This is a genomic window from uncultured Chitinophaga sp., from assembly GCF_902168175.1.
In the GTDB taxonomy this organism is placed as follows: domain Bacteria; phylum Bacteroidota; class Bacteroidia; order Chitinophagales; family Chitinophagaceae; genus Chitinophaga.
Genome location: NZ_CABHOU010000010.1, coordinates 34,564 through 55,147, shown reverse-complemented (window position 1 = coordinate 55,147; position 20,584 = coordinate 34,564). Strand labels below are relative to the sequence as shown.

The window sequence follows — 20,584 nt, the reverse complement described above, 5'->3', positions numbered from 1 at the left end:
CTCGTAGGTGGAGGTGTATACACCGCCTGATTAGTGGGCGTTGTCATCACATCATTACACGGATGCCAAATTCTATTGTGATGCCGCGGCATTTGGTAGTCCCCTACTTTTTATTAGTCATGATCTTCTCCTTCATTTGCGCCATGAAGCTATCCCTGTACGTATCGCCGATAGGGATGGTTTCTTTGGTGTGTTCGAGGTGTACCATGTTGCCTTCGATCATGCGGATGAAGGTGGTGGCCAGTAGGAAGGATTTGTGGGTACGGAAGAATTTGGGTGGGTTAAGGCGCTCTTCAAGATCGCGGATGTTGAGTAAGGCGATGATGCGTTCACCCTGACGCGTGTGGATGGTGACGTAGTTTTTTAAGCCTTCGATAAACAGGATGTCTTCGATATTGATCTTTAGCAGTTTGCCTTTCTGCTCAGTTTTTACAAAGATATAGTCCTCTTCTTCCTGCTGCTGTGGCTGGGCCGAAGGTTGTATGAGAGTAAGGGCACGTTGTGCGCCTTTGATAAAGCGGACGAAAGAAATGGGTTTAAGCAGGTAGTCGACCACTTCGTTTTCGAAGCCTTCCATGGCGTACTCGGTGTAAGCGGTGGTGAGTATTACTTTACTTTTTCCATTAATAGCTTTAATGAAATCGATGCCGGTCATGGATGGCATTTGTACGTCCAGGAAGATGAGGTCGACCTTTTGCTGATTCAATAACTGTAAGGCTTCCAGCGGTTCGGTGGTGGAATATACCAGGTTCAGGAACGGCGTTTTTTCTATATGATGCGTGAGCAGGTCTATAGCATGTTGTTCGTCGTCTATGATGATGCAGTTGATCATGTGCTTACAGGTTAATAATAAGGGTAGAAATATAAAACTGTTCGTCTTCTTTTACAGTAAAGCTGTGTTGTTTGCCATACATCAGTTCCAGGCGGGTACGTACGTTTTGAATGCCTATACCGGTCGACAGTTCTTTGGGTCCTTTCTTTTTCTTATTGCAAATATAAAAACGGATTCGTTCTTCACTGGCCTCCACCTGTATAATTAAGGGATTGGCGGGATCGGCAAGGTCGCCGTGCTTAAAGGCATTTTCTACTAAAGTGATGAGTACCAGCGGCGTAATGCGGGCCCGGGGATTGTTTATTTCTTCACTGTAAAGGATGCTGAGTTTGTTGTTAAACCGCATCTGGTTAATAGCGATCACGTTGTTCATATGGGTAATCTCGCTGCTCAGGGCCACTTTGCCATGAGAGTCTTCTTCCTTGCCCAGTGCATACCGCATAATATCGGAAAGCAGCATTACTGCATTCGACACCTCTTCGCTCAAAGGCACGGTTTTACTGTAAATAAAGCTGAGGGAGTTAAAAAGGAAGTGAGGATTGATCTGGTATTTGATAGCGCTCAATTCGGCATCCATCTTCTGTTTCTCCAGTTCCTTCTGTCGTTTGCCGCGCTGGTTGGAGAATGCAAGGATAGCCACTACAAAACTGATCATGGCGCCAAATATGTAGGAGAACAGTTCTGTGAGCATAAAGAACAGGAAGCGGTGGTCCTTAATGAAACGGGTGAAAACCTGTACCTGTTTTTCGCTGCTGGTGGTCACTTTTACATTGGTAACGGCCTCATAATCGAGCAGGTAACTATAACCGCACTTAAATAGGAAGAACCCGATGAAGAGTACGAAGAACCTTCCTGCTTTGCGGTTTTGCAGGGCAGGTAGTATGATCACAAAAATCAGTACGTAATAGGTGATGGTGGTTTCGAGAATAGCGGTGATCCGGTAGATCATTTTGCTGCCACGGGCCTTATACGCGGCCTCCAGGCTTTCGGGGTTCAGGCTGAAGGCTACGAATAACACTAACACGTAATAGGCTGTCACAAAAAGAAATATGATGAGCAGCCGTTTCCATTCGCTCTTAAAGAATCCTGCTATCGCTTTTAATACATTGTTCATCCCGGATGTGGTGGTTGGTTAAAATTGCCAATGCCCCGGAATGGCGGATCGGGGCACTGGCTTGAATTTACAATTTTATATTAGAATGTGTTCACGTTTGTACGATTGCTTTCGGCTTCAATAGTGTTTTTACGGGTTTTCGTCTGTTTCACGTTCTTGTTACCAAAGCGGTAAGTGAAGGTGAGGGCAGCGGTACGGGTATCCATATTGATCTTATTGTTTGAGCGTACGTTCTGATAATCTACATCGATGTTATACTGTTTGGTGTTCAGTATGTCATTGAGCCCCAGCTTCAGGGTGCCTTTGCCCTTAAGTACGTTTTTACGTAACCCCAGATCTATACTGCCCATCGTGTTGATGGCGGCGTATCCGGCGCTCATAGGTGTCATCATCTGCGCATTTACTTCCAGGAAAAAAGCTTTGGGCAGGTTGATGGTGTTTTGCCAGTTAATTTGTGCGGCTACACTTTTCTTCTCAAATACTTCGCCTGCACCCATATCGGTTTTGATATTGATGAACATACCTGTTACCACAGCGGTTGTCTGGAACTTTTTGGTAAGGGCTTTGGTGAACACCACGTTCGCATATACCACATCAAATTTACCCAGGTTGTCGTACCCGTTAATCAGTATCTTCCTTCCCGGATCTTGTTTAAAAGTAGGACTGAGGTTGTCTTTACCATGCACATAACCCAACGTGGTAAACAGCATGTATTTGTACGACCAGGTTGCTTCTACTGTATTGCTGATAGAGGGTTTGATGTTCGGGTTACCCTGCTGGTAAGTATAAGCATTTTTGTAAGTAATGAACGGGTTCACGATCTCGTAACCAAAACGCTGAATGCTGCGGCGGTAGGAGAAGGAGAGGCTGTTCATCATACTTTTCTGGTAGCTGATGCTGGCGCTGGGAAACAGCTGCACATAATCCCTGTTAAATTCCTCGCCGGTGGTCAGTGAATTACCGGATGCGTGGGTGTGTTCCATACGCAGTACGGCGTTAAAGGTTACTTTTTTGATTGTTTTATTGAGCCCGGCGTAAGCGGCGTTTACATTTTCTTTATAGATAAAGTGGTTGGTTTTGCCATCATCGTTCAACCATACATTGCCGGCCTGGTTTTCCCAGATGGTGTTGTTATCGGTTTTAGTATAGGTGGATTTAATACCTGCTTCGAACTTGGCGAACTTCGTAGGCTGGGTGAAGTCTGCGCTAAACGAATACAGGTCAATGCGTGAATCGGAGTTGTTGCGGATGTTATTAGGGATGCCTTCTTTTACGCCACCAGCATTAGTTCGCTGTGAATTGAAGTGATCGTCCCAGTCTTTGTTATAGTTGAAATAATCGAAGTTGAGCGTTAGTTCACTCTTCTTTTTCTCACTACCGGTTTTGTAGTAAACGTTCACCGATGGGTTCAGTATGTCCTGGTCGCCATGTGCGTTTTGCTGCGTGCCGGAGTCGGCCGGCTGCCCGCTAAAACCAAGTACAGTGCGGTTGTCAGATGTTTTATAACGGTCTGCCATCGTGCCTTTCAGCAAAACACCGAATGAGTTTTGTTTGTTGATATCGTAGTCGAGGCCTATACGTGCATTGCCGGTGTTCCTGCGTTCTTTGGAAAAGTCCACATCGTTGATCAGGTAGTTATCATCAAAATACCTTTTGGATTTGTTCTCCACGAACTGGCGGGTATACAGGTGATCGTACGCACCGTAGATGTTTGCTTTTTTGTTTCGGTAGTTCAGGGTAGCGCCTGCGTTACCGCGGGCGTAACGGCCCTGGGTAGCACCAAGTGTAACCGTACCGTTAGTGCCCATATCTTTAGGTTTGTTCAGTTTGATGTTGATGATCGCTGCGCCCTGCGCATCGTACTTTGTAGAGGGATTGCTCATCAGCTCCAGTTTGTCCAAACTGGAAGAGGGCATGCCGCTCAGCTGCGTTTTTAAATCTTCGCCGGAGAGATAAGACGGGCGACCGTCGATGTAAATGGCCACGGCTTTACCATTCAGTTTGAGGTTGCCGTCCTGGTCGGCCATTACGCCTGGCGATTTGGATATGACTTCGAATGCGTTGCTGCCAGTAGCGGCGGCACTTTGCGCTACGTTTACGATCATTTTATCACCGCTCTGGGTAATGACGGGCTGCATGGTGCTAACGGTTACACCTTTCAGATCTTTAGCGGTGGCGCTTAAACCTATCACCGGCAGTTCAAGTGTTTTACCGGCTACTGTCAGGGGATTGATAAGCGTATCGCGGTAACCCATAAAGGAAATGCCGAGGCTGTACTGCCCGTCCTCCAATGCTTTAAAGGTAAAGCCACCCTGCTCGCCGGTGAGCTGGTTAGCAAATTGTTTTCCGTTTTTAATGAGGGTAACGCTGGCTTGTTTGAGGGGTAACTTGTTTTCTTTATCGGCCACTTTGCCATTAACGGCTCCTGCCGGAGCCTGTGCAAAAGCAACGCTGGGGAGCAGAAAGGCTAAAAGGAGAAAACGGCGGTTAAGGAGTTGCATATATGTTTATTTTGATGGTACAAACTTAGCTGCACAGCCGCCGCCTGGAAAATCTGATACACGAACAGGTGATTTTAGAGGATGAAAAGCCGGAAGGAAATGATCATAAAAAAAGGAGGCTGTCCCGTACGGGCAGCCTCCTTTTTAAGCTAAAATATTGTATTACAATGCGTTCATCCGGTAATCGGCGCTGTCGCCTTTCTGGATAATATACACGTTCTTGTTTTCGAAGTAGGAAGGAGTTTCTGCCCCTTCTTTGATGTATACCGGCTGGAAGTTAAACTGGGTATACATTCTCAGCGGTTCGCGGTTCAGATTTTTGTTAAAGTACATGCCGTCCTGCTGCAGTAATTTCACGAAATACCAGGTGTATTCAAAACCTTTAAATGCCATGTCTGAAGGGCGGCTCTTATAATTTTTGCGGAAGTACTCGCTGATGTATTTGGAGAAACTGTCGGTTTTGTCGTTGAAGTAGGGAGTAGAGTAGTAGAGCGTTACGCCGCTGTACTCGGGTTCTTTAAACTTCATCACGTCCCAGGTGGGCATGCCAAACACCTGTATCGGGTAAGTGGTGGCCAATGTGGCAAACTTGCGAACGATGGAACGCGCACCTGTTTCATCCAGTGCCGTTACAATGCAAAGGTTCGGGCGATCGGTGAGCAGGTATTTGGAGAGTTCGGATTCTGGTGTAGCGTCGCTCCAGATTACCTCACGAATGCGTGATTTCTTGTCGTACGCCATTTTCTCATTCGCCGCTATCAGGTCTTCGGCCAGTTTGGCTTCAAAGCTGTTATTGCGCCTTACGATAAGTACATTACGATTGGTGAAGCCCTTCTGCACATAGTTCTGTATAGCCTCGCAATGCGATTTAAGGGTACTGTTGGTAATGAGCAGGAACGGATTGTCGGTAATGCCGCCATCGTTAGGGTAACTGGCAGAAACAAAGTTGATCTCTTTCTCTTTGGAGAAGTCGCTCAGTTGTTTCAGTTCCGGTGTGCTAACGGCGCCGATGATGAGGTCCATGGCATCCAGCTGTTTATTGCGGATGAGGGTGGGTACATCTGCCTGGCGGGCTTTGTTGTCGTATACGAACACGCTCAGTTTTACGCCTTGTTTTTCCAGGGAATCCAGGGCCAGTTGCACACCTTCGTAAAACTCCAGTCCGGGCAATACATAACGCGGCATGCTGCGGCCTGGAATATCAGTGGAGGTGGCAAATACAGAGTCGAGGTACAGTGGTGCGAAAACAGCAATGTTGTAAGCATCCTTTTTAACGTCCTTTCCGAAGGCGGCTACGTTAAACGGAGCGGCTTTGGAAGTTTCTTTCTTCGGTTCTTCTGCTTTTTTCTCTTCTGTTGGTTTCGACAGTGTAGGGGGCGGGCCGTCTGTTTTGGCCGGTGCCTTTTTGAATACGGAGCAACTAGTCATTATCATGGTGAAAATCACCAGGATGAAACGGAAGCTGTATATTGACGTAGATCGGTTCATAGCGTCCATGAAATTGCAAAAATCGTTCCCAACTGTAGTGGGGAACGGGGTGACAGGAATTAAAATAGGGTGTATTTCAAATGATACTGGCGGCCTTTTTTACAGGCCGCCAGTATGGTATTAAGCTTATTCCCACTCGATGGTGGCCGGTGGTTTGGAGCTGATGTCGTATACCACGCGGTTAATGCCTTTTACTTTATTGATAATGTCGTTCGATACTTTAGCGAGGAACTCGTATGGCAGGTGCGCCCAGTCGGCGGTCATGCCATCGGTAGAAGTCACGGCGCGCAGGGCGATAGTGAATTCATATGTTCTTTCATCACCCATTACGCCAACGCTCTGTACCGGCAGCAGGATGGTGCCAGCCTGCCAAACCTGGTTGTACAGGCCCGATTCTTTAAGGTTGTCGATATAAATAGCGTCGGCTTCCTGCAACATGGCCACTTTTTCGGCAGAAATGGCGCCGAGTATGCGGATAGCCAGGCCAGGCCCCGGGAAGGGGTGACGGGCCAGGAATATTTCGCTGATACCTATTTCTTTACCTACGCGGCGAACTTCGTCTTTAAACAGGAAACGAAGTGGTTCTACCAGCTGCATATTCATTTTCTCCGGTAAACCACCCACGTTGTGGTGCGATTTAATGGTAGCAGAAGGGCCGTTTACAGATACCGACTCAATTACGTCGGGGTAAATGGTGCCCTGACCCAGGAAAGCGATGTCTTTCAGGCGGGTAGATTCCTGCTGGAACACCTCGATGAACAGGCGGCCGATGATCTTACGTTTCTGTTCAGGATCACTAACGCCATCCAGTTCGCCGTAGAAAAGGTCTTTTGAGTTTACGCCTGTAACGTTGAGGCCCATATGTTTATAGGAATCCAGTACCGTTTCGAATTCGTCTTTGCGGAGCAGGCCGTTGTCTACGAATACACAGTACAGGTTGGGGCCAATCGCTTTGTGGATCAGTTCGGCCGCTACGGTGGAGTCAACCCCGCCGCTAAGCGCCATTACTACCTTTTTATCACCTACCTGCTCGCGGATGCGGGCAATGGTTTCCTGAACAAATGCTGCCGGCGTCCAGTCCTGCTGCATGCCACAGATGTGTACCAGGAAGTTGCGAACGATTTGCTTGCCCTCTACAGAGTGTGTTACTTCCGGGTGGAACTGCAAACCGAAGAGCGGGTGCGTGGTGAGGGTTGTGCATTTGAACGCAGCTACCGGTATGTTTTCGGTGTTAGCTACTACTTCAAATGCTTCCGGGATGCGAACGATCGTATCGGCATGGCTCATCCATACCTGGCTACGGCCAGTTATATCATATAATAATTTCTCTTCTTTATCCTGATGCTCCATAAAGGCGCGGCCGTATTCACGGGAATTACTTTTAGCTACTTCGCCGCCAAATACCTTGGCCATCAGCTGTGCGCCATAACAAACGCCCAGTACGGGAACTTTTGCAGCAATGGCCGCAATGTCCACAACAGGAGCATTTGGATCGTTTACTGAAAAGGGACTGCCGGAAAGGATCACACCTTTGATACTGCTTTCCCAGGCAATCGGGTGGGTGCAGGGCTGTATTTCACAATATACATTAAGCTCCCTGATTACACGTGCAATCAGTTGTGTGTACTGGGAACCGAAGTCGAGGATCAATATCTTTTCTGTCATGATGGGTGCAAAGATAGGTTAAACCAAGAAAAGGAGAAAAGCCGATCGGGGTATTCGGGCCGGGAAATAAAAATTGGGTTACGCAATTCTCAGCTTTTCGTAATTTTCCATCGGTTTACCCCGGTTTTTATAAGCAGCGTATATAAATCTGGTACTATATTCGCATTTATGGCCGAAGCAACCTGGAAGCTACCTGAAAGCTACCTGAAAGCAAGGAGAGAGCAAGGAGAAGGTAGGTAATATAACATCATCCCAATATCATAATATATTAATCGCCGTCATATCTAAAATTCAGCTTTTTATGAGAACATCATTATTATCACTGTTATTATGCGCCGCTTTGGCCCCAACGTTAACCGGTTGCGACGAAATGCTGGGCCACGAAAAAATTAAGGGCAACGGGAACGTAGTGAAACAAACCCGCCAAACCGCCAGGTTCGACCAACTCGAGCTTAAGGGAAATATGGACGTGTACATCCGCCAGGGCGAGCAGCAGGAGGTAGTCGTGGAAATCGACGAAAACATCCAGCCATATATTATTCTGGAAGAAAACGAGGGCGAACTGGAAATCAAACAAAAAGATAATACCTCGCTCCGTACCAACCGCGCCACCAAGGTCTACATTACCGTAGCCGACCTGCGTCTTATCTCTCTCTCTGGTTCAGGTAATATTAATATAAATGGAAAGTTTGTGGCAGGCGATAAGCTGGCATTTTCACTTTCCGGCTCCGGCAATATTAAAAGCGATGAGCTGGATGCCCCTCGGATTGAGGCCGATATGGCAGGTAGCGGAGATATCAGCTTAAAAGGTAATACAAGGGAAGTGAAAGTAGATATTGCAGGCAGCGCCGACTTCCACGGTACCGATCTGCTGGCCGAAAATGCAGAAGTGAACATAGCTGGCAGTGGCGACGCGCACGTGTATGCCAGCATGAGAGTAACCGCCAGTATTGCCGGCAGCGGCGATGTGCGCTACCGTGGCGACGCTATAGCCACTACCAGCAGCGTTGTTGGCTCCGGATCGTTACGTAAGGAATAGTCGTCATAGGTAGTCTTATTAAAAAAATAGCTAAATTTACGCCTCCAATTGTTGCATCTCGGAACACCAACTATGACTGATCATCTTAAGATACTGGTGATTTATTTCACCCAAACTGGCCAACTGAAAGCGATAGTAGACAATGTGCTGGCTCCCCTGCAGGGTAAAGCCGATATTAAATATGAAGAAATCGTTCCGGTTAAGCCCTTCCCTTTTCCGTGGTCCAAGCAGCAGTTTTACGACTGTATGCCGGAGTGTGTATTACACAGGCCGGGGCCCATACAGCCTGTTAAGACCAGTGCGGACGAGCATTTTGACCTGGTAGTGCTGGCATACCAACCCTGGTTCCTTTCCCCCTCGCAGCCCGTTACCGCCTTCCTGCAAAGCGAAGCAGGTAAAAGTTTGCTGAAAGGTAAAAACGTGATGACCATTGTAGGCGCACGCAATATGTGGTTAAATCCGCAGGAAAGAGTGAAACAATACCTGGCCGATGCTGGCGCTAATTTGGTGGGAAATGTGGTGTTGGTGGATAAACATAATAACCTGGTATCGGTACTCACGGTGTTCCGCTGGGCGTTTAAGGGACAGAAAGAGGCCAGTGGCCTGCTGCCAGAAGCCGGTGTGAGCCAGGCCGACATTAAAGCAGCTACGCGGTTTGGCGAACCCATCTACAAAGCACTTTCTCAAAAAAGTTGGAATACACTACAGAACGATTTGCTGAGCCTTAATGCGGTAGAAATTAACCCCGGACTGGTGGTGCTGGAAGCCAAGGCGCAGAAGCCCTTCCGTTTTTGGGCAAAATATATCAGTGAAAAGGGCGGTCCCGGCGACCCCGCCAGGCAGGGCCGTATATTAATGTACAGGACACTGCTGATACTGGGCATATTTACGCTCACCCCCATCAGCGCCATCTCTGCCAAACTTGCGGTTGTTTTCAGGAAGAAAGAACTGGAGCAGGAGGTGGAATACCATAAAAGCGTTTCGCTGCGTTAACACATTTGGTGTCAATATCAGTAGCTTTGCAGCTGGAATATGAACTACATGTGATTTTTGAGACAGCTCGCAAGGCAGGCTGATTGGTATTTACGTTTAGAATTATATATTTACGACCGCAATAACTTTTAAATTCAGACATGAAAGAAGTTTTTATTACGAGGCTCGCCAAATTTTTACCCAATGAGCCGGTAGGAAATGACGAAATGGAAAGTATACTGGGGATGGTTGATGGCAGGCCTTCCCGTGCGAGATCGATCGTATTAGGCAATAACAAGATAAAAACCCGTTATTACGCCCTGGACAAGAATGGCAAAACGACCCATACCAACGCCCAGATGACGGCAGAGGCGGTTCAAGGATTGTTTGATGAAAAGTTTCCCATGAGCAAATTGCAGCTACTGGCCTGCGGCACTACCAGCCCCGACCAGATGTTGCCTAACCATGCCGCCATGGTACACGGTTTGCTGAAATGTCAGCCCGTAGAACTGATAGCCGCCACCGGCGCTTGTGCTGCTGGTATGCAGGCTTTTAAATACGCTTTTATGTCAATTAAAAGCGGCAACTCCGAAAATGCAGTAAGTACCGGTTCCGAAAAATTCTCCAGCTGGTTGCTGGCCGAAAAATTCAACCCGGAAACAGATAACCTGAAACAACTGACTGATAACCCTATCATTGCTTTCGAAAAAGACTTCCTCCGCTGGATGTTGTCTGACGGTGCAAGTGCCGCCCTTTTCCAGGATAAACCAAATGAAGAAGGTTTGTCGCTGAGGGTCGACTGGGTGGAGATTGCCTCTTACGCACATGAACTGGAAACCTGTATGTACGCTGGCGCTATCAAACAGCCCGATGGTTCTACTACAGGCTGGATAGATATGAGTCCTGAAGAATGGTCCAACAACAGCGTGTTTTCCTTTAAACAGGATACGCGCCTGCTCGGTAAAAACATAGTGCCTTCCGGTGCTAAAATGTGGAAAGAGCTGGTAGAAAAGCATGGTATCGATATCGATAAGCTGACTTACTTCCTTCCACACCTTTCTTCTGAATACTTCCGTTTTAAGATTGATGAGGAAATCAGCAGGCTGGGTGTACCCATCCCGCAGGAAAAATGGTTTACCAACCTTACCCGTGTAGGTAACGTAGGCACCGCATCTCCTTATTTTATGCTGGAAGAACTGCTGGAAAGCGGTAAACTGAAGAAGGGCGACACCATTGCGATGATGGTGCCCGAAAGCGCACGTTTCTCGTACGCTTACGCGCATATCACCGTAGTTTAAACTGCAAACAATTGCATTTAGATAGATTGGGGGCCGTTTAGGCGGCCTCCTTTTTTTATTGTAGCGCATAATTGATACTTTTAAGCCTCAAAACTGCCCACCATGAAAAAAGATGAAGTACCCCAGGACGGGGAAAATATGCATCATGGCACCTTTAAGCAGCTATTTTATGCCGTGGACGATTCCGGGAAATACACCACCGCCACCAGCGTTGGCTGGGAACCCGAGAACATCGCCATGTCGCAGGCCTGGGAAGAGATCAACGAAAAAGTGGAGCAAACACGTAAGGACGTACTGGCCGGAAAGCTGAGCCCCATTGCATACCATATGGAAAAGTCATTACTCACCCTGCCCCAACTGGCCGCCTACGTAAACAAATGGCAGTGGCAGGTAAAACGGCATATGAAACCTGCCGTATTTGAGACGTTAAGCGAAGATTTGCTGCAACGTTACGCATCTACTTTTAATATCAGCGTAGCGCAACTGAAGCAGGTACAATAATAAGAAAGACCTTGTTCCAGCGCCATGCCGGAGCATTACATCAACTATATGATAGCATTTAAGCACCAGCAAACAGCGCATTGTGAATGTGGGGTTGTATCGAACATGTTCCGTCACTACGGACTGGAGATCAGCGAGCCGATGGCCTTCGGTATTGGCGCGGGCATCTTTTTCGCCCACCTTCCCTTTGTAAAAGTAAACGGCGTGCCGGGTTCTACGTACCGCGTAGCGCCAGGTATGATCTTTAAAAATGTTTGCAAAAGGGTGGGGGTAGATGTGAAAACGCAGAAGTTCAGCACACCTGAAAAGGCCATGGCCGAACTGGATAACGTGCTGCAACAGGGTACGCCCGTGGGCATGCTCAGCAGCGTTTATTACCTGCCTTACTTCCCCGAATCTTACCGCTTCCATTTTAATGCCCACAACCTGGTGGTGTATGGAAAAAAAGATAATGACACCTATCTCGTCAGCGATCCTATCATGGAAATGGTAACCGAGATAGACTCCAAAAGTCTGGCCCAGGCACGGTTCGCCAAAGGTTTTCCCGCACCCAAAGGGAAAATGTATTACCCGGTAAACGTGCCTAAAGCCGTTTCGCTTAAAAAAGGCATTATAGAAGGGATTAAACAAACCTGCCACTATATGCTCAAAATACCTTTGCCGATGTTCGGCGTAAAAGGTATCCGCTTCCTGGCCAAACGTTTGGCCAAATATCCAGCAAAGGTAGGCGACCGCAGGGCTTCATTGTACCTGGGTAACGTGATCCGCATGCAGGAGGAGATTGGTACGGGCGGAGCAGGTTTCCGTTTCATTTACGCCGCGTTCTTACAGGAAGCCTCGGTGATTATGGAAAAGCCCGAGCTGAAAACACTGGCGCTGGAACTCACGAAAGTGGGCGACATGTGGCGCAACTTCGCGTTCGAAGCAGGCCGTGTTTGTAAAAGCCGTTCTGCTGGCGGTACATCTTATCAGCAACTGGCAGATATGTTGCTGCAGGTGGCCGATGCAGAAGAAGCTTTCTTTAAAAAACTGGCGCAGGTAAAATTTTAGGGAACGATAAGAATGAACAGTATAACGGTAAAGGATCTTTTCAAAACCTATAAAGGGGCACTGCAACCTACGTTGGAGGGACTCAGCTTTTCATTCCCCGAAGGTAAGATCACTGGTTTGCTGGGACCTAACGGCGCCGGTAAAACCACCACCATCTCCATTCTTTGCGGACTGGTGAGGGCTGATAGTGGAGAAGTACGTATACACGAGCTGCTGCAAGGCGCGGCGCACCGCGAAGCTATTAAGAAAGTGATCGGTATCGTGCCCCAGCAAATCGCCTTGTTCCCGCAACTAACCGCGATAGAAAACCTTGTTTACTTCGGCAATCTCTACGGACTCAAAGGCAAATCGCTCCGCACCAAAGTGGAGAATTACCTGGAACAGTTCGGGCTCGAAAAGGCCGGTAATAAAGAGGTGCACAAGTTTTCAGGTGGTATGAAACGCCGCACCAACATCATCGCCGCCATCCTGCACGACCCCCAACTGCTGGTGCTCGACGAACCTACAGCAGGTGTGGATGTGCAGTCGCGCAGTATGATCCTGCAATTCCTGAGAGAATACAATAAAAAAGGAGTGAGCGTACTATATACTTCCCATTTGCTGGAAGAAGCGCAGTCGCTTTGTGAAGAAGTGGTAATTATGGACGAAGGCAAACTGATTATACAGGGCCAGCCCATGGCGTTAATACAACAGAACGCCGGTTGCCGTAACCTGGAGGATGTGTTTTTGCATTACACCGGTCATGCCCTGAGAGATTAAATATAACATGTTAAGGATCGTAGCTACCATAAGAAAAGAATGGCTCCTGCTGTTACGCGATAAGGCCGGTTTGGCCTTGTTGTTCATTATGCCCATGGTGCTGATCACCGTAATGGCCGTAATACAGGACGCCCCGTTTAAAGATTACCAGGAAGTAAAGTTCGACATACTCACTGTAGATAATGATCACGGTCGCCTCGCGCGTTATATTAAACAAGGTTTGGGAAATACAGGCCAGTTTAACATGCTCGACTCCCTCGATGGCCGGCCTGTAACGTCAGAAGATGCTATAAAAAGAGTGAACAGCGGCGAATACAAGATCAGCATTGTTATCCCGAAGGGCGCTACGGCCAGCATTGTAAGTAATGCCAACCGTATCGTCAACGATATTTCAAAACGTATGGGGCTGCCTTCCGAGTTACCGGTAAAGGCCACCAACGATACGCTGCATGTGCAGGTGTATTTCGATCCCGCAGCCAAAAAGGCGTTCCGAAGTGCCATACACCAGGCGATCGATAATTTTCTCACACAGGTAGAAACTGATTTGCTGCTGGAGCGGATCAGGCAGCAACTGAAAAGCAGGAACTCAACAGAAACAGATACGTTCCCTGCCATCAACCTCAAAGCGGTAGGGCTGAAAGAACAAACTACCTCGGCAGAAAAGAGAATAGACGTTATTTCCAATTCGGTGCAGCATAACGTGCCGGCCTGGAGCATATTTGCGATGTTCTTTATCGTAATACCCATAGCCGGTAATATGATACGTGAACGGGAAGACGGCAGTCTGCTGCGGATGAAGCTGATACCCGGCTCGTACCTGCAGATACTGACCGGTAAGATGTTTTTCTTTGTAAGCATCTGCGTAGTACAGTTTTACCTGATGATACTGGTGGGTATGTACCTGCTGCCCTTGCTCGACCTGCCCCGCCTGGCGCTGGGGCGCGATCATGTGGCGGCATTTATAACCGCCATCAGTATTGGGTTGGCCGCTACCTCGTACGGCATACTGGTTGGTACACTGTTTCGCACTCCCAACCAGGCGCTCAGTTTTGGGGCCATTTCCATCGTTATTCTTTCGGCCATAGGTGGTATTTGGATACCGCTGGACATTATGCCCGAAAATATACAGTTCATGGGGCGGCTTTCGCCACTCAGCTGGGGATTAGACGCTATTAACGACCTGTACCTGCGAAATGGCGGGTTGGGTATGATATTAACGGAGATTGGCCGGCTCCTGCTATTCTGTATGGTACTGCTGGGCGTAGCCGCCTGGTGGGAAAAACGCCGGATGGCTTAAGGATGCCGGGAGAATTAATGTTTTCAAAACTATCTTAAATCATTATTTTTACGACCGTTTGCCGGTAAGCCCGGTTAGCCTCGTAACTATTTAAAGAGGTGCATAAACCTGCAACATTATGGAAGAATTAAAACAGAAACTGAAACAACAGATCATTGAAGCCCTTAACCTTCAGGACACCAAACCAGAAGACATAGACGACAACGCGGCTTTGTTCGGCGATGGTCTGGGTCTGGACAGCATCGATTCACTGGAGCTGATGGTGTTGCTTGAAAGGCAATATGGTATTAAAGTAGAAGATCCCCGCGAAGGCCGTAAAATACTGGCATCTGTTCAGTCTATGGCCGAATTTATCCAGTCTAAACAAACTGCGTAAGACTTTCTCTTCATGGCGGAACGTGTGTTTATTACAGGGATGGGTTTGATCACCGCCATTGGTGATAATGTGATGGAAAACCTGCGCAGCCTGCGTTTGCAGCAGGCCGGCATTGGTTATACCCGCCATATAGATACAATTCATAAAGAGGTGTTGCCTGTTGCAGAAGTACGTCATAGTACGGAGCAGCTGGCGGTAATGGCCGGCGTGCCGGTGCTGGGTTATACCCGCACTACACTGCTGGGCCTTATTGCAATGAAAGAAGCATTGCAAAGCGCTGGTCTGACCGAGGCTGATATGCCCGGCACCGGCCTGGTAAATGCCTCCACCGTGGGTGGTATGTGTGATACTGAAAAAGTATACTACGACATCATCGACCCCAACAAACACGGCGAATTTCTCGACTACATCGATACCCTTGATTGTGCCGACTGTACACAGCGTATTGCCGATACCGTGGGTATTGGCGCTCATATTGCCACTATCAGCACCGCCTGTTCTTCCTCCGCCAATGCTTTGATGTATGGTGCCAGGTTAATTAAACATGGTATGCTGGACACGGCGATTTGTGGCGGCACAGAAGCATTGACCCGCTTCACGATCAATGGATTTAATTCGCTTAAAAATATAGATAAAGCACATTGTAAACCTTTCGACCAGCACCGGAATGGACTTAATCTGGGCGAGGGGGCCGCTTACCTGGTACTGGAAAGCGAGTCGCAGGTGAAACGCCGCGGCGCCGTTGTACTGGCCGAGTTGAGCGGGTATTGTAATGCGAACGAAGCATTTCACCCTACCGCGCCTTCGCCCGAGGGTGATGGTGCTTATGCCGCCATGAAAAATGCGCTGGCCATGAGCGGGCGGAGTGTTGATGAAGTACAATATATAAATGTGCATGGCACTGCCACACTTAACAACGATGCCTCCGAAGGTAAAGCGCTGTTAAGGTTGTTTGGCGATAAAGTGCCAATGTTCAGTTCTACCAAGCCTTTTACAGGTCATACCCTTGCAGCGGCAGGCGCTATAGAGGCCATCTTCTCCGTACTGGCCATCCGTGAGCAGGTAGTGTTCCCTAATTTAAATTTTTCAGAAAAGATGGAAGAGGCAGGCGTTACGCCCGAAACCAGGCTGCTGGAGCAATACCCGGTAACGAACGTAATTTCTAACTCTTTCGGTTTTGGCGGTAATAACGCCTCACTGGTGATCAGCAAATATGAGTAATAACAGGTGTTACATACAGGGCAGCGCAGCAATTTCAGCACAACCTACTTTTGAGGGTGACTTTTTCTCGTTGCCTATGATCGTTACGGAGGCCAATAACCTCGTGGCTGTAGAACCTGATTACAAGGCATTTATTCCTCCCAACAGCCTGCGTCGCATGAGCCGCCTGCTTAAAATGGGACTTACGGCTGCATTAAAAGCAGTACAGAACAGCGGCCAGCCTTCGCCTGATGTTATTATTACAGGCACCGGTAAAGGCAGTTTATCTGACACAGAAAAATTTATCCGCGACATCGTGGAGTACCAGGAACGTGCGCTTAACCCTACGCCGTTTATACAATCGACTTACAATTCGGTTAACGGTCTTATTGCATTACAGCAAAAGAGTACGGGGTATAACAATACATTTGTACACCGCGGGTTTTCGTTTGAAAACGCTTTGCTCGACAGTATGCTGCAACTGGCCGAAGGAGAAGTGAAACGTACGCTCACCGGTTGCTTCGAAGAAATGACCGCCGAGCATTTTTATATTAAAAGCCGTATCGGTTTCTGGAAGGAAGCCGATACAGGCAACGCACAACTTTTTGATCGCAACACACCTGGAAGTATTTCAGGAGAAGGGTCCACCTTTTTTATGCTGGGGGATGAGCGTACCGAAAATACGGAAGCCTGCATAAAAGGCATGAAGATGCTGTATAAACCTTCGGCCGAAGCCCTGGAAAGAGGTCTGAAGGATTTTTTAGATAAACATGATGTTGGTATTGGCGACATCGACCTGGTAATCAGCGGTCGCAACGGCGATGCTAACACAGATCATTACTACCGCATATTATTTTCTGCCAACTGTCCTGCCACTCCCGAAGTGCCGTTCAAACAATTGTGCGGTGAACACGATACCGCAGGTGCTTTTGCTGTTTGGCTGGCTGCGCAGATACTGAAACAACAGCAGTTGCCGGTCTCTCTGCAGGCATTTGTGGCTAACCCACCCAAAGCCTTCCGGCGCATCCTCATCTACAATCACTTTATTGGGGAGCAGCATACGTTCTTCCTGCTGGAGCATGTGTAATACTTTTAGAAAGACTACTATTCTTATATTTTAATACCTGAACCAAATCATTAAAATCAATGTTTGTACGCTTACGCTCTTGTAGCATACTGCTCTTATCATTACTGATCATTGCGCTGCAATCCTGTACCAATTCCGGCCCCCGTGTGCTGGTATTTATGAAAACAGCAGCTTATCATCACGAATCTATTCCGGCTGGCGCAGCAGCGATTATTGAACTGGGAAAAAAGAACGGCTTTGCGGTAGATACCACCAGCGATGCTTCCTGGTTTAAAGAAGACAAACTGAAAAAGTACCAGGCGGTGATTTTCCTGAGCACTACCGGCAACGTGCTTAACAGCACCCAGCAGGTAGCTTTCGAACGTTACATACAGGCCGGTGGCGGTTTTATGGGTATCCATGCTGCGGCCGATACGGAGTACGAATGGCCCTGGTACAACAAACTGGTGGGCGCGTACTTTAAAAGCCATCCGCATGATCCCAATGTGCTGAAAGCAACCGTGAACGTAACCGATACCGCGCATCCCGCTATGAAAGGATTACCTGCTAACTGGGAGCGTACCGACGAATGGTATAGCTACAAAAGCATTAACCCAGCGGTGAAAGTATTGGCAAAACTCGACGAGAACACCTACGAAGGTGGGGAGAATGGTGATAATCATCCTATTGCCTGGTACCACGAATACGATGGCGGCCGCGCCTTTTACACGGGCGGTGGTCATACCGCTGAAAGTTATGCTGAACCGCTGTTTCTGCAGCACCTGTTAGGCGGTATACAGTATGTGATGGGTGAAGGTAAAGCACTGGACTACAGTAAAGCTTATTCTGTAAAAACGCCTGAGGACAACCGTTTTTCTAAAACGATTCTCTCCAACGATCTGAACGAGCCGATGGAGCTGGCGGTTACGAGCGAAGGTGGTGTTTACTTTATCGAGCGCAGTGGTAAGTTTTTTTACTATAACCCAGTTACGAACACAACTAAAACGGTATATACTTTCCCGGTAATGCCAGACACGAAAGAAGGTTTTGGTAACGGCCTGCTGGGTGTCTCGATCGATCCTTCGTTTGCTAAGAATCATTTTATCTACTTCTATTATACACCGCCCACCATGCCTGCAGCGCAACGTGTATCGCGCTTTACCATGGCCAGCGCCGATTCTATCGACCTGGCTTCTGAGAAAGTATTACTCACCGTTCCTTTGGAGCTGGAAGTGAGTGCGCACACGGGAGGTTCATTAGAATTTGATGGTAAAGGCAACCTGTTTATATCCACTGGTGACAATACGGTACCATTTGCATCCGACGGTTATGCGCCCATCGATGAAACACCAGGCCGCATTACTTTCGATGCACAGCGTTCTTCTGCTAACACTAACGACCTGCGCGGAAAGGTATTACGTATTCATCCCGAAGCAGATGGTACTTATACTATTCCTGAAGGTAACCTGTTTGCGAAAGGCACACCTGAAACAAGGCCTGAAATTTATACCATGGGTTGCCGCAACCCTTACCGTATTTCGGTAGACCCGGTTACTAATACTTTGTATTGGGGCGAGATTGGTCCTGATGCCGGCGGCGATGGCAAACAGGGGCCGAGAGGTTACGACGAGATCAACCAGGCGAAAACAGCCGGTAACTATGGCTGGCCTTATTTTGTGGGCGACAACAAGCCGTACCTTGAATACGACTTTATCACCAAACAACTGGGTGCCGCGTTTAATCCCGATTCAGTGTTTAATCCATCCGCGAATAACACTGGCATTAATGCTTTGCCGGCTGCGCGTAAACCTATTATCTGGTACCCGTACAACTTCTCCGACGAGTTCCCTGCGCTGGGTAATGGTGGCCGTTCTGCCATGGCAGGACCAGTATATCATTACAGCGAAGATTTGAAATCGTCTACCAAGTTGCCTGCGTATTACGACAAAGCGCTTTTTATCTACGACTGGATGCGTAACTGGGTATTTGCCGTACGCCTCGACGATCAGTTGAACTACAAACGTATGGAGCCCTTCATGGGTACTAATGGCGACTTCAGGCGTCCGATAGACATGGCTTTTGGTCCTGCAGGCGATATTTATATGCTGGAGTACGGATCAGTTTATGGTGTTGATAATGAAGATGCGCGTTTAGTGCGTGTGACTTATAATGCAGGCAACCGTAAACCACAGGCAGTGATCACTACTGCCGATACAGTAGGTATTGCCCCGCTGAAAGTGAAGTTCAGCAGTAAAGACAGTTATGATTATGATGAAGAAGATGAACTGAAATACGAATGGACGTTCGAAGGCAATGCGAAATCGACCGAAGCAAATCCGGAGTATACATTTGCTAAAAACGGCACTTACAATGTAACCCTCACTGTTACAGATCCTTCCGGCGAAAGCGGCAAAGCTACCATCGCTATCCGCGTAGGTAATACATTGCCGGATGTGAGTGTTAAGAATACAGGCAACACTACTTTCTACTTTAACAACACGCCGCTTCAGTACGCAGTAACAGTAAGTGATAAGGAAGATGCGACCATCGCGCAGGACAGGCTGATGATCAGTCTGCACTACATGCCGAGGATCAGTGGTCAGCCGCAGATCGGTCACCAGCAGATAACAGCCATTCCTTCTCACCCTGGTAAAATACTGATGGAAAGCAGCGACTGTAAAGCTTGTCACCAGCTGGACAAAAAATCTGTAGGTCCGGCTTTTGTGGAAGTAGCGCAGAAGTATAAAGGCAATAAAGATTTCCTCGATTACCTGTCCGGCAAAATTATCAAAGGCGGTGGTGGCGTTTGGGGCGAACACTCTATGGCGGCGCACCCGCAGCTGTCAACTGCACAGGCGGGTGAGATCGTGAAATACATTATGACGCTTACGGACAAGCAACTGGCCAGCCTGCCACAGGAGGGAACAGTGGAATTTAAAGATCATCTTACAAAAGGAGCGGGCGGCAACTACATTCTTTCTGCTACTTATACAGATGGTGGCGGACAGGCTGTGCCGCTGAGCAGCACAGCGTTGTTGAGCCTGCGTGCCGCCAAAGTACAGGCAGAAGATGCGGACGATGTACGCAACATCGGCCGCGGTGCCGATCAGCTGGGCAGCATCCATAATAAGTCGTGGTTCCTGTTCAAAAACATCGACCTCACAGGTGTTCGTAATATCACTTACCGCTATTCTTCTCTCGATAAAGATGGTATACTGGAAGTGCATGTAAAGAGCCCGAAAGGCCCGATCATCAGTACCCTTAATTTTAAACAAACCGGTGACTGGAACAAGTTTATCGAAGTAACCACACCAGTAACCGACCCGGGCGGCAAAAACGATCTTTACTTCGTATTTAGAAAAGACGAAGAACCCAACCAGCATATGTTTACATTAGACTGGATGGAATTTAAAAAGTAGATATCTG

16 protein-coding genes are annotated in these 20,584 nt (G+C 48.0%); 11 read left to right on the top strand and 5 right to left on the bottom strand.

Going from position 1 to position 20,584, the window contains the following annotated elements; all coding sequences use genetic code 11:
• Window positions 1–103: 103 nt before the first annotated feature.
• The 5 genes from QZT80_RS00995 to guaA all read right to left on the bottom strand — a co-directional run bounded on the left by QZT80_RS00995 (window position 104) and on the right by guaA (window position 7,600).
• Window positions 104–832 (bottom strand): LytTR family DNA-binding domain-containing protein, encoded by a 729-nt coding sequence (locus QZT80_RS00995; protein ID WP_295116714.1) that lies wholly within the window; start codon window positions 830–832, stop codon window positions 104–106.
• Between the two features lie 4 nt (window positions 833–836).
• Complete coding sequence (locus QZT80_RS00990; RefSeq protein WP_295116712.1) at window positions 837–1,946, bottom strand: sensor histidine kinase; 1,110 nt, start codon at window positions 1,944–1,946, stop codon at window positions 837–839.
• Window positions 1,947–2,026: 80 nt separating this feature from the next.
• Window positions 2,027–4,447, bottom strand: coding sequence for an outer membrane beta-barrel family protein (locus QZT80_RS00985; protein ID WP_295116710.1), 2,421 nt, complete (start codon window positions 4,445–4,447; stop codon window positions 2,027–2,029).
• Between the two features lie 162 nt (window positions 4,448–4,609).
• Window positions 4,610–5,935 (bottom strand): ABC transporter substrate-binding protein, encoded by a 1,326-nt coding sequence (locus tag QZT80_RS00980; RefSeq protein WP_295116709.1) that lies wholly within the window; start codon window positions 5,933–5,935, stop codon window positions 4,610–4,612.
• Window positions 5,936–6,061: 126 nt separating this feature from the next.
• Window positions 6,062–7,600: a glutamine-hydrolyzing GMP synthase gene (gene guaA, locus QZT80_RS00975; protein ID WP_295116707.1), complete on the bottom strand. Its 1,539-nt coding sequence runs from the start codon at window positions 7,598–7,600 to the stop codon at window positions 6,062–6,064.
• Window positions 7,601–7,901: 301 nt separating this feature from the next.
• Between guaA and QZT80_RS00970 the strand changes: the two genes are divergently transcribed.
• The 11 genes from QZT80_RS00970 to QZT80_RS00920 all read left to right on the top strand — a co-directional run bounded on the left by QZT80_RS00970 (window position 7,902) and on the right by QZT80_RS00920 (window position 20,577).
• Entirely contained in the window at window positions 7,902–8,639 is a 738-nt protein-coding gene (locus tag QZT80_RS00970) for a head GIN domain-containing protein (RefSeq protein WP_295116705.1), read from the top strand.
• Window positions 8,640–8,711: 72 nt separating this feature from the next.
• Window positions 8,712–9,632, top strand: a complete 921-nt coding sequence (locus tag QZT80_RS00965; RefSeq protein WP_295116703.1) for a hypothetical protein — start codon at window positions 8,712–8,714, stop codon at window positions 9,630–9,632.
• Between the two features lie 140 nt (window positions 9,633–9,772).
• On the top strand, window positions 9,773–10,909 hold the full coding sequence (locus QZT80_RS00960) for a beta-ketoacyl-ACP synthase III (RefSeq protein ID WP_295116701.1): 1,137 nt from the start codon (window positions 9,773–9,775) through the stop codon (window positions 10,907–10,909).
• Between the two features lie 102 nt (window positions 10,910–11,011).
• Complete coding sequence (locus QZT80_RS00955; protein ID WP_295116699.1) at window positions 11,012–11,410, top strand: hypothetical protein; 399 nt, start codon at window positions 11,012–11,014, stop codon at window positions 11,408–11,410.
• Between the two features lie 48 nt (window positions 11,411–11,458).
• Window positions 11,459–12,460, top strand: coding sequence for a BtrH N-terminal domain-containing protein (locus QZT80_RS00950; RefSeq protein ID WP_295116698.1), 1,002 nt, complete (start codon window positions 11,459–11,461; stop codon window positions 12,458–12,460).
• A 12-nt stretch (window positions 12,461–12,472) separates the two neighbouring features.
• Complete coding sequence (locus QZT80_RS00945) at window positions 12,473–13,219, top strand: ABC transporter ATP-binding protein (RefSeq protein ID WP_295116696.1); 747 nt, start codon at window positions 12,473–12,475, stop codon at window positions 13,217–13,219.
• Window positions 13,220–13,226: 7 nt separating this feature from the next.
• Window positions 13,227–14,516, top strand: coding sequence for an ABC transporter permease (locus QZT80_RS00940; RefSeq protein WP_295116694.1), 1,290 nt, complete (start codon window positions 13,227–13,229; stop codon window positions 14,514–14,516).
• A gap of 118 nt (window positions 14,517–14,634) precedes the next feature.
• Window positions 14,635–14,892, top strand: a complete 258-nt coding sequence (locus QZT80_RS00935) for a phosphopantetheine-binding protein (protein ID WP_295116692.1) — start codon at window positions 14,635–14,637, stop codon at window positions 14,890–14,892.
• 12 nt (window positions 14,893–14,904) lie between these two features.
• Complete coding sequence (locus tag QZT80_RS00930; RefSeq protein WP_295116690.1) at window positions 14,905–16,113, top strand: beta-ketoacyl-[acyl-carrier-protein] synthase family protein; 1,209 nt, start codon at window positions 14,905–14,907, stop codon at window positions 16,111–16,113.
• Window positions 16,106–17,179: a beta-ketoacyl synthase chain length factor gene (locus QZT80_RS00925; protein ID WP_295116688.1), complete on the top strand. Its 1,074-nt coding sequence runs from the start codon at window positions 16,106–16,108 to the stop codon at window positions 17,177–17,179. The genes QZT80_RS00930 and QZT80_RS00925 overlap by 8 nt, the downstream gene beginning before the upstream one ends.
• Before the next feature lie 59 nt (window positions 17,180–17,238).
• Entirely contained in the window at window positions 17,239–20,577 is a 3,339-nt protein-coding gene (locus QZT80_RS00920; protein ID WP_295116686.1) for a ThuA domain-containing protein, read from the top strand.
• Window positions 20,578–20,584 lie beyond the last annotated feature (7 nt).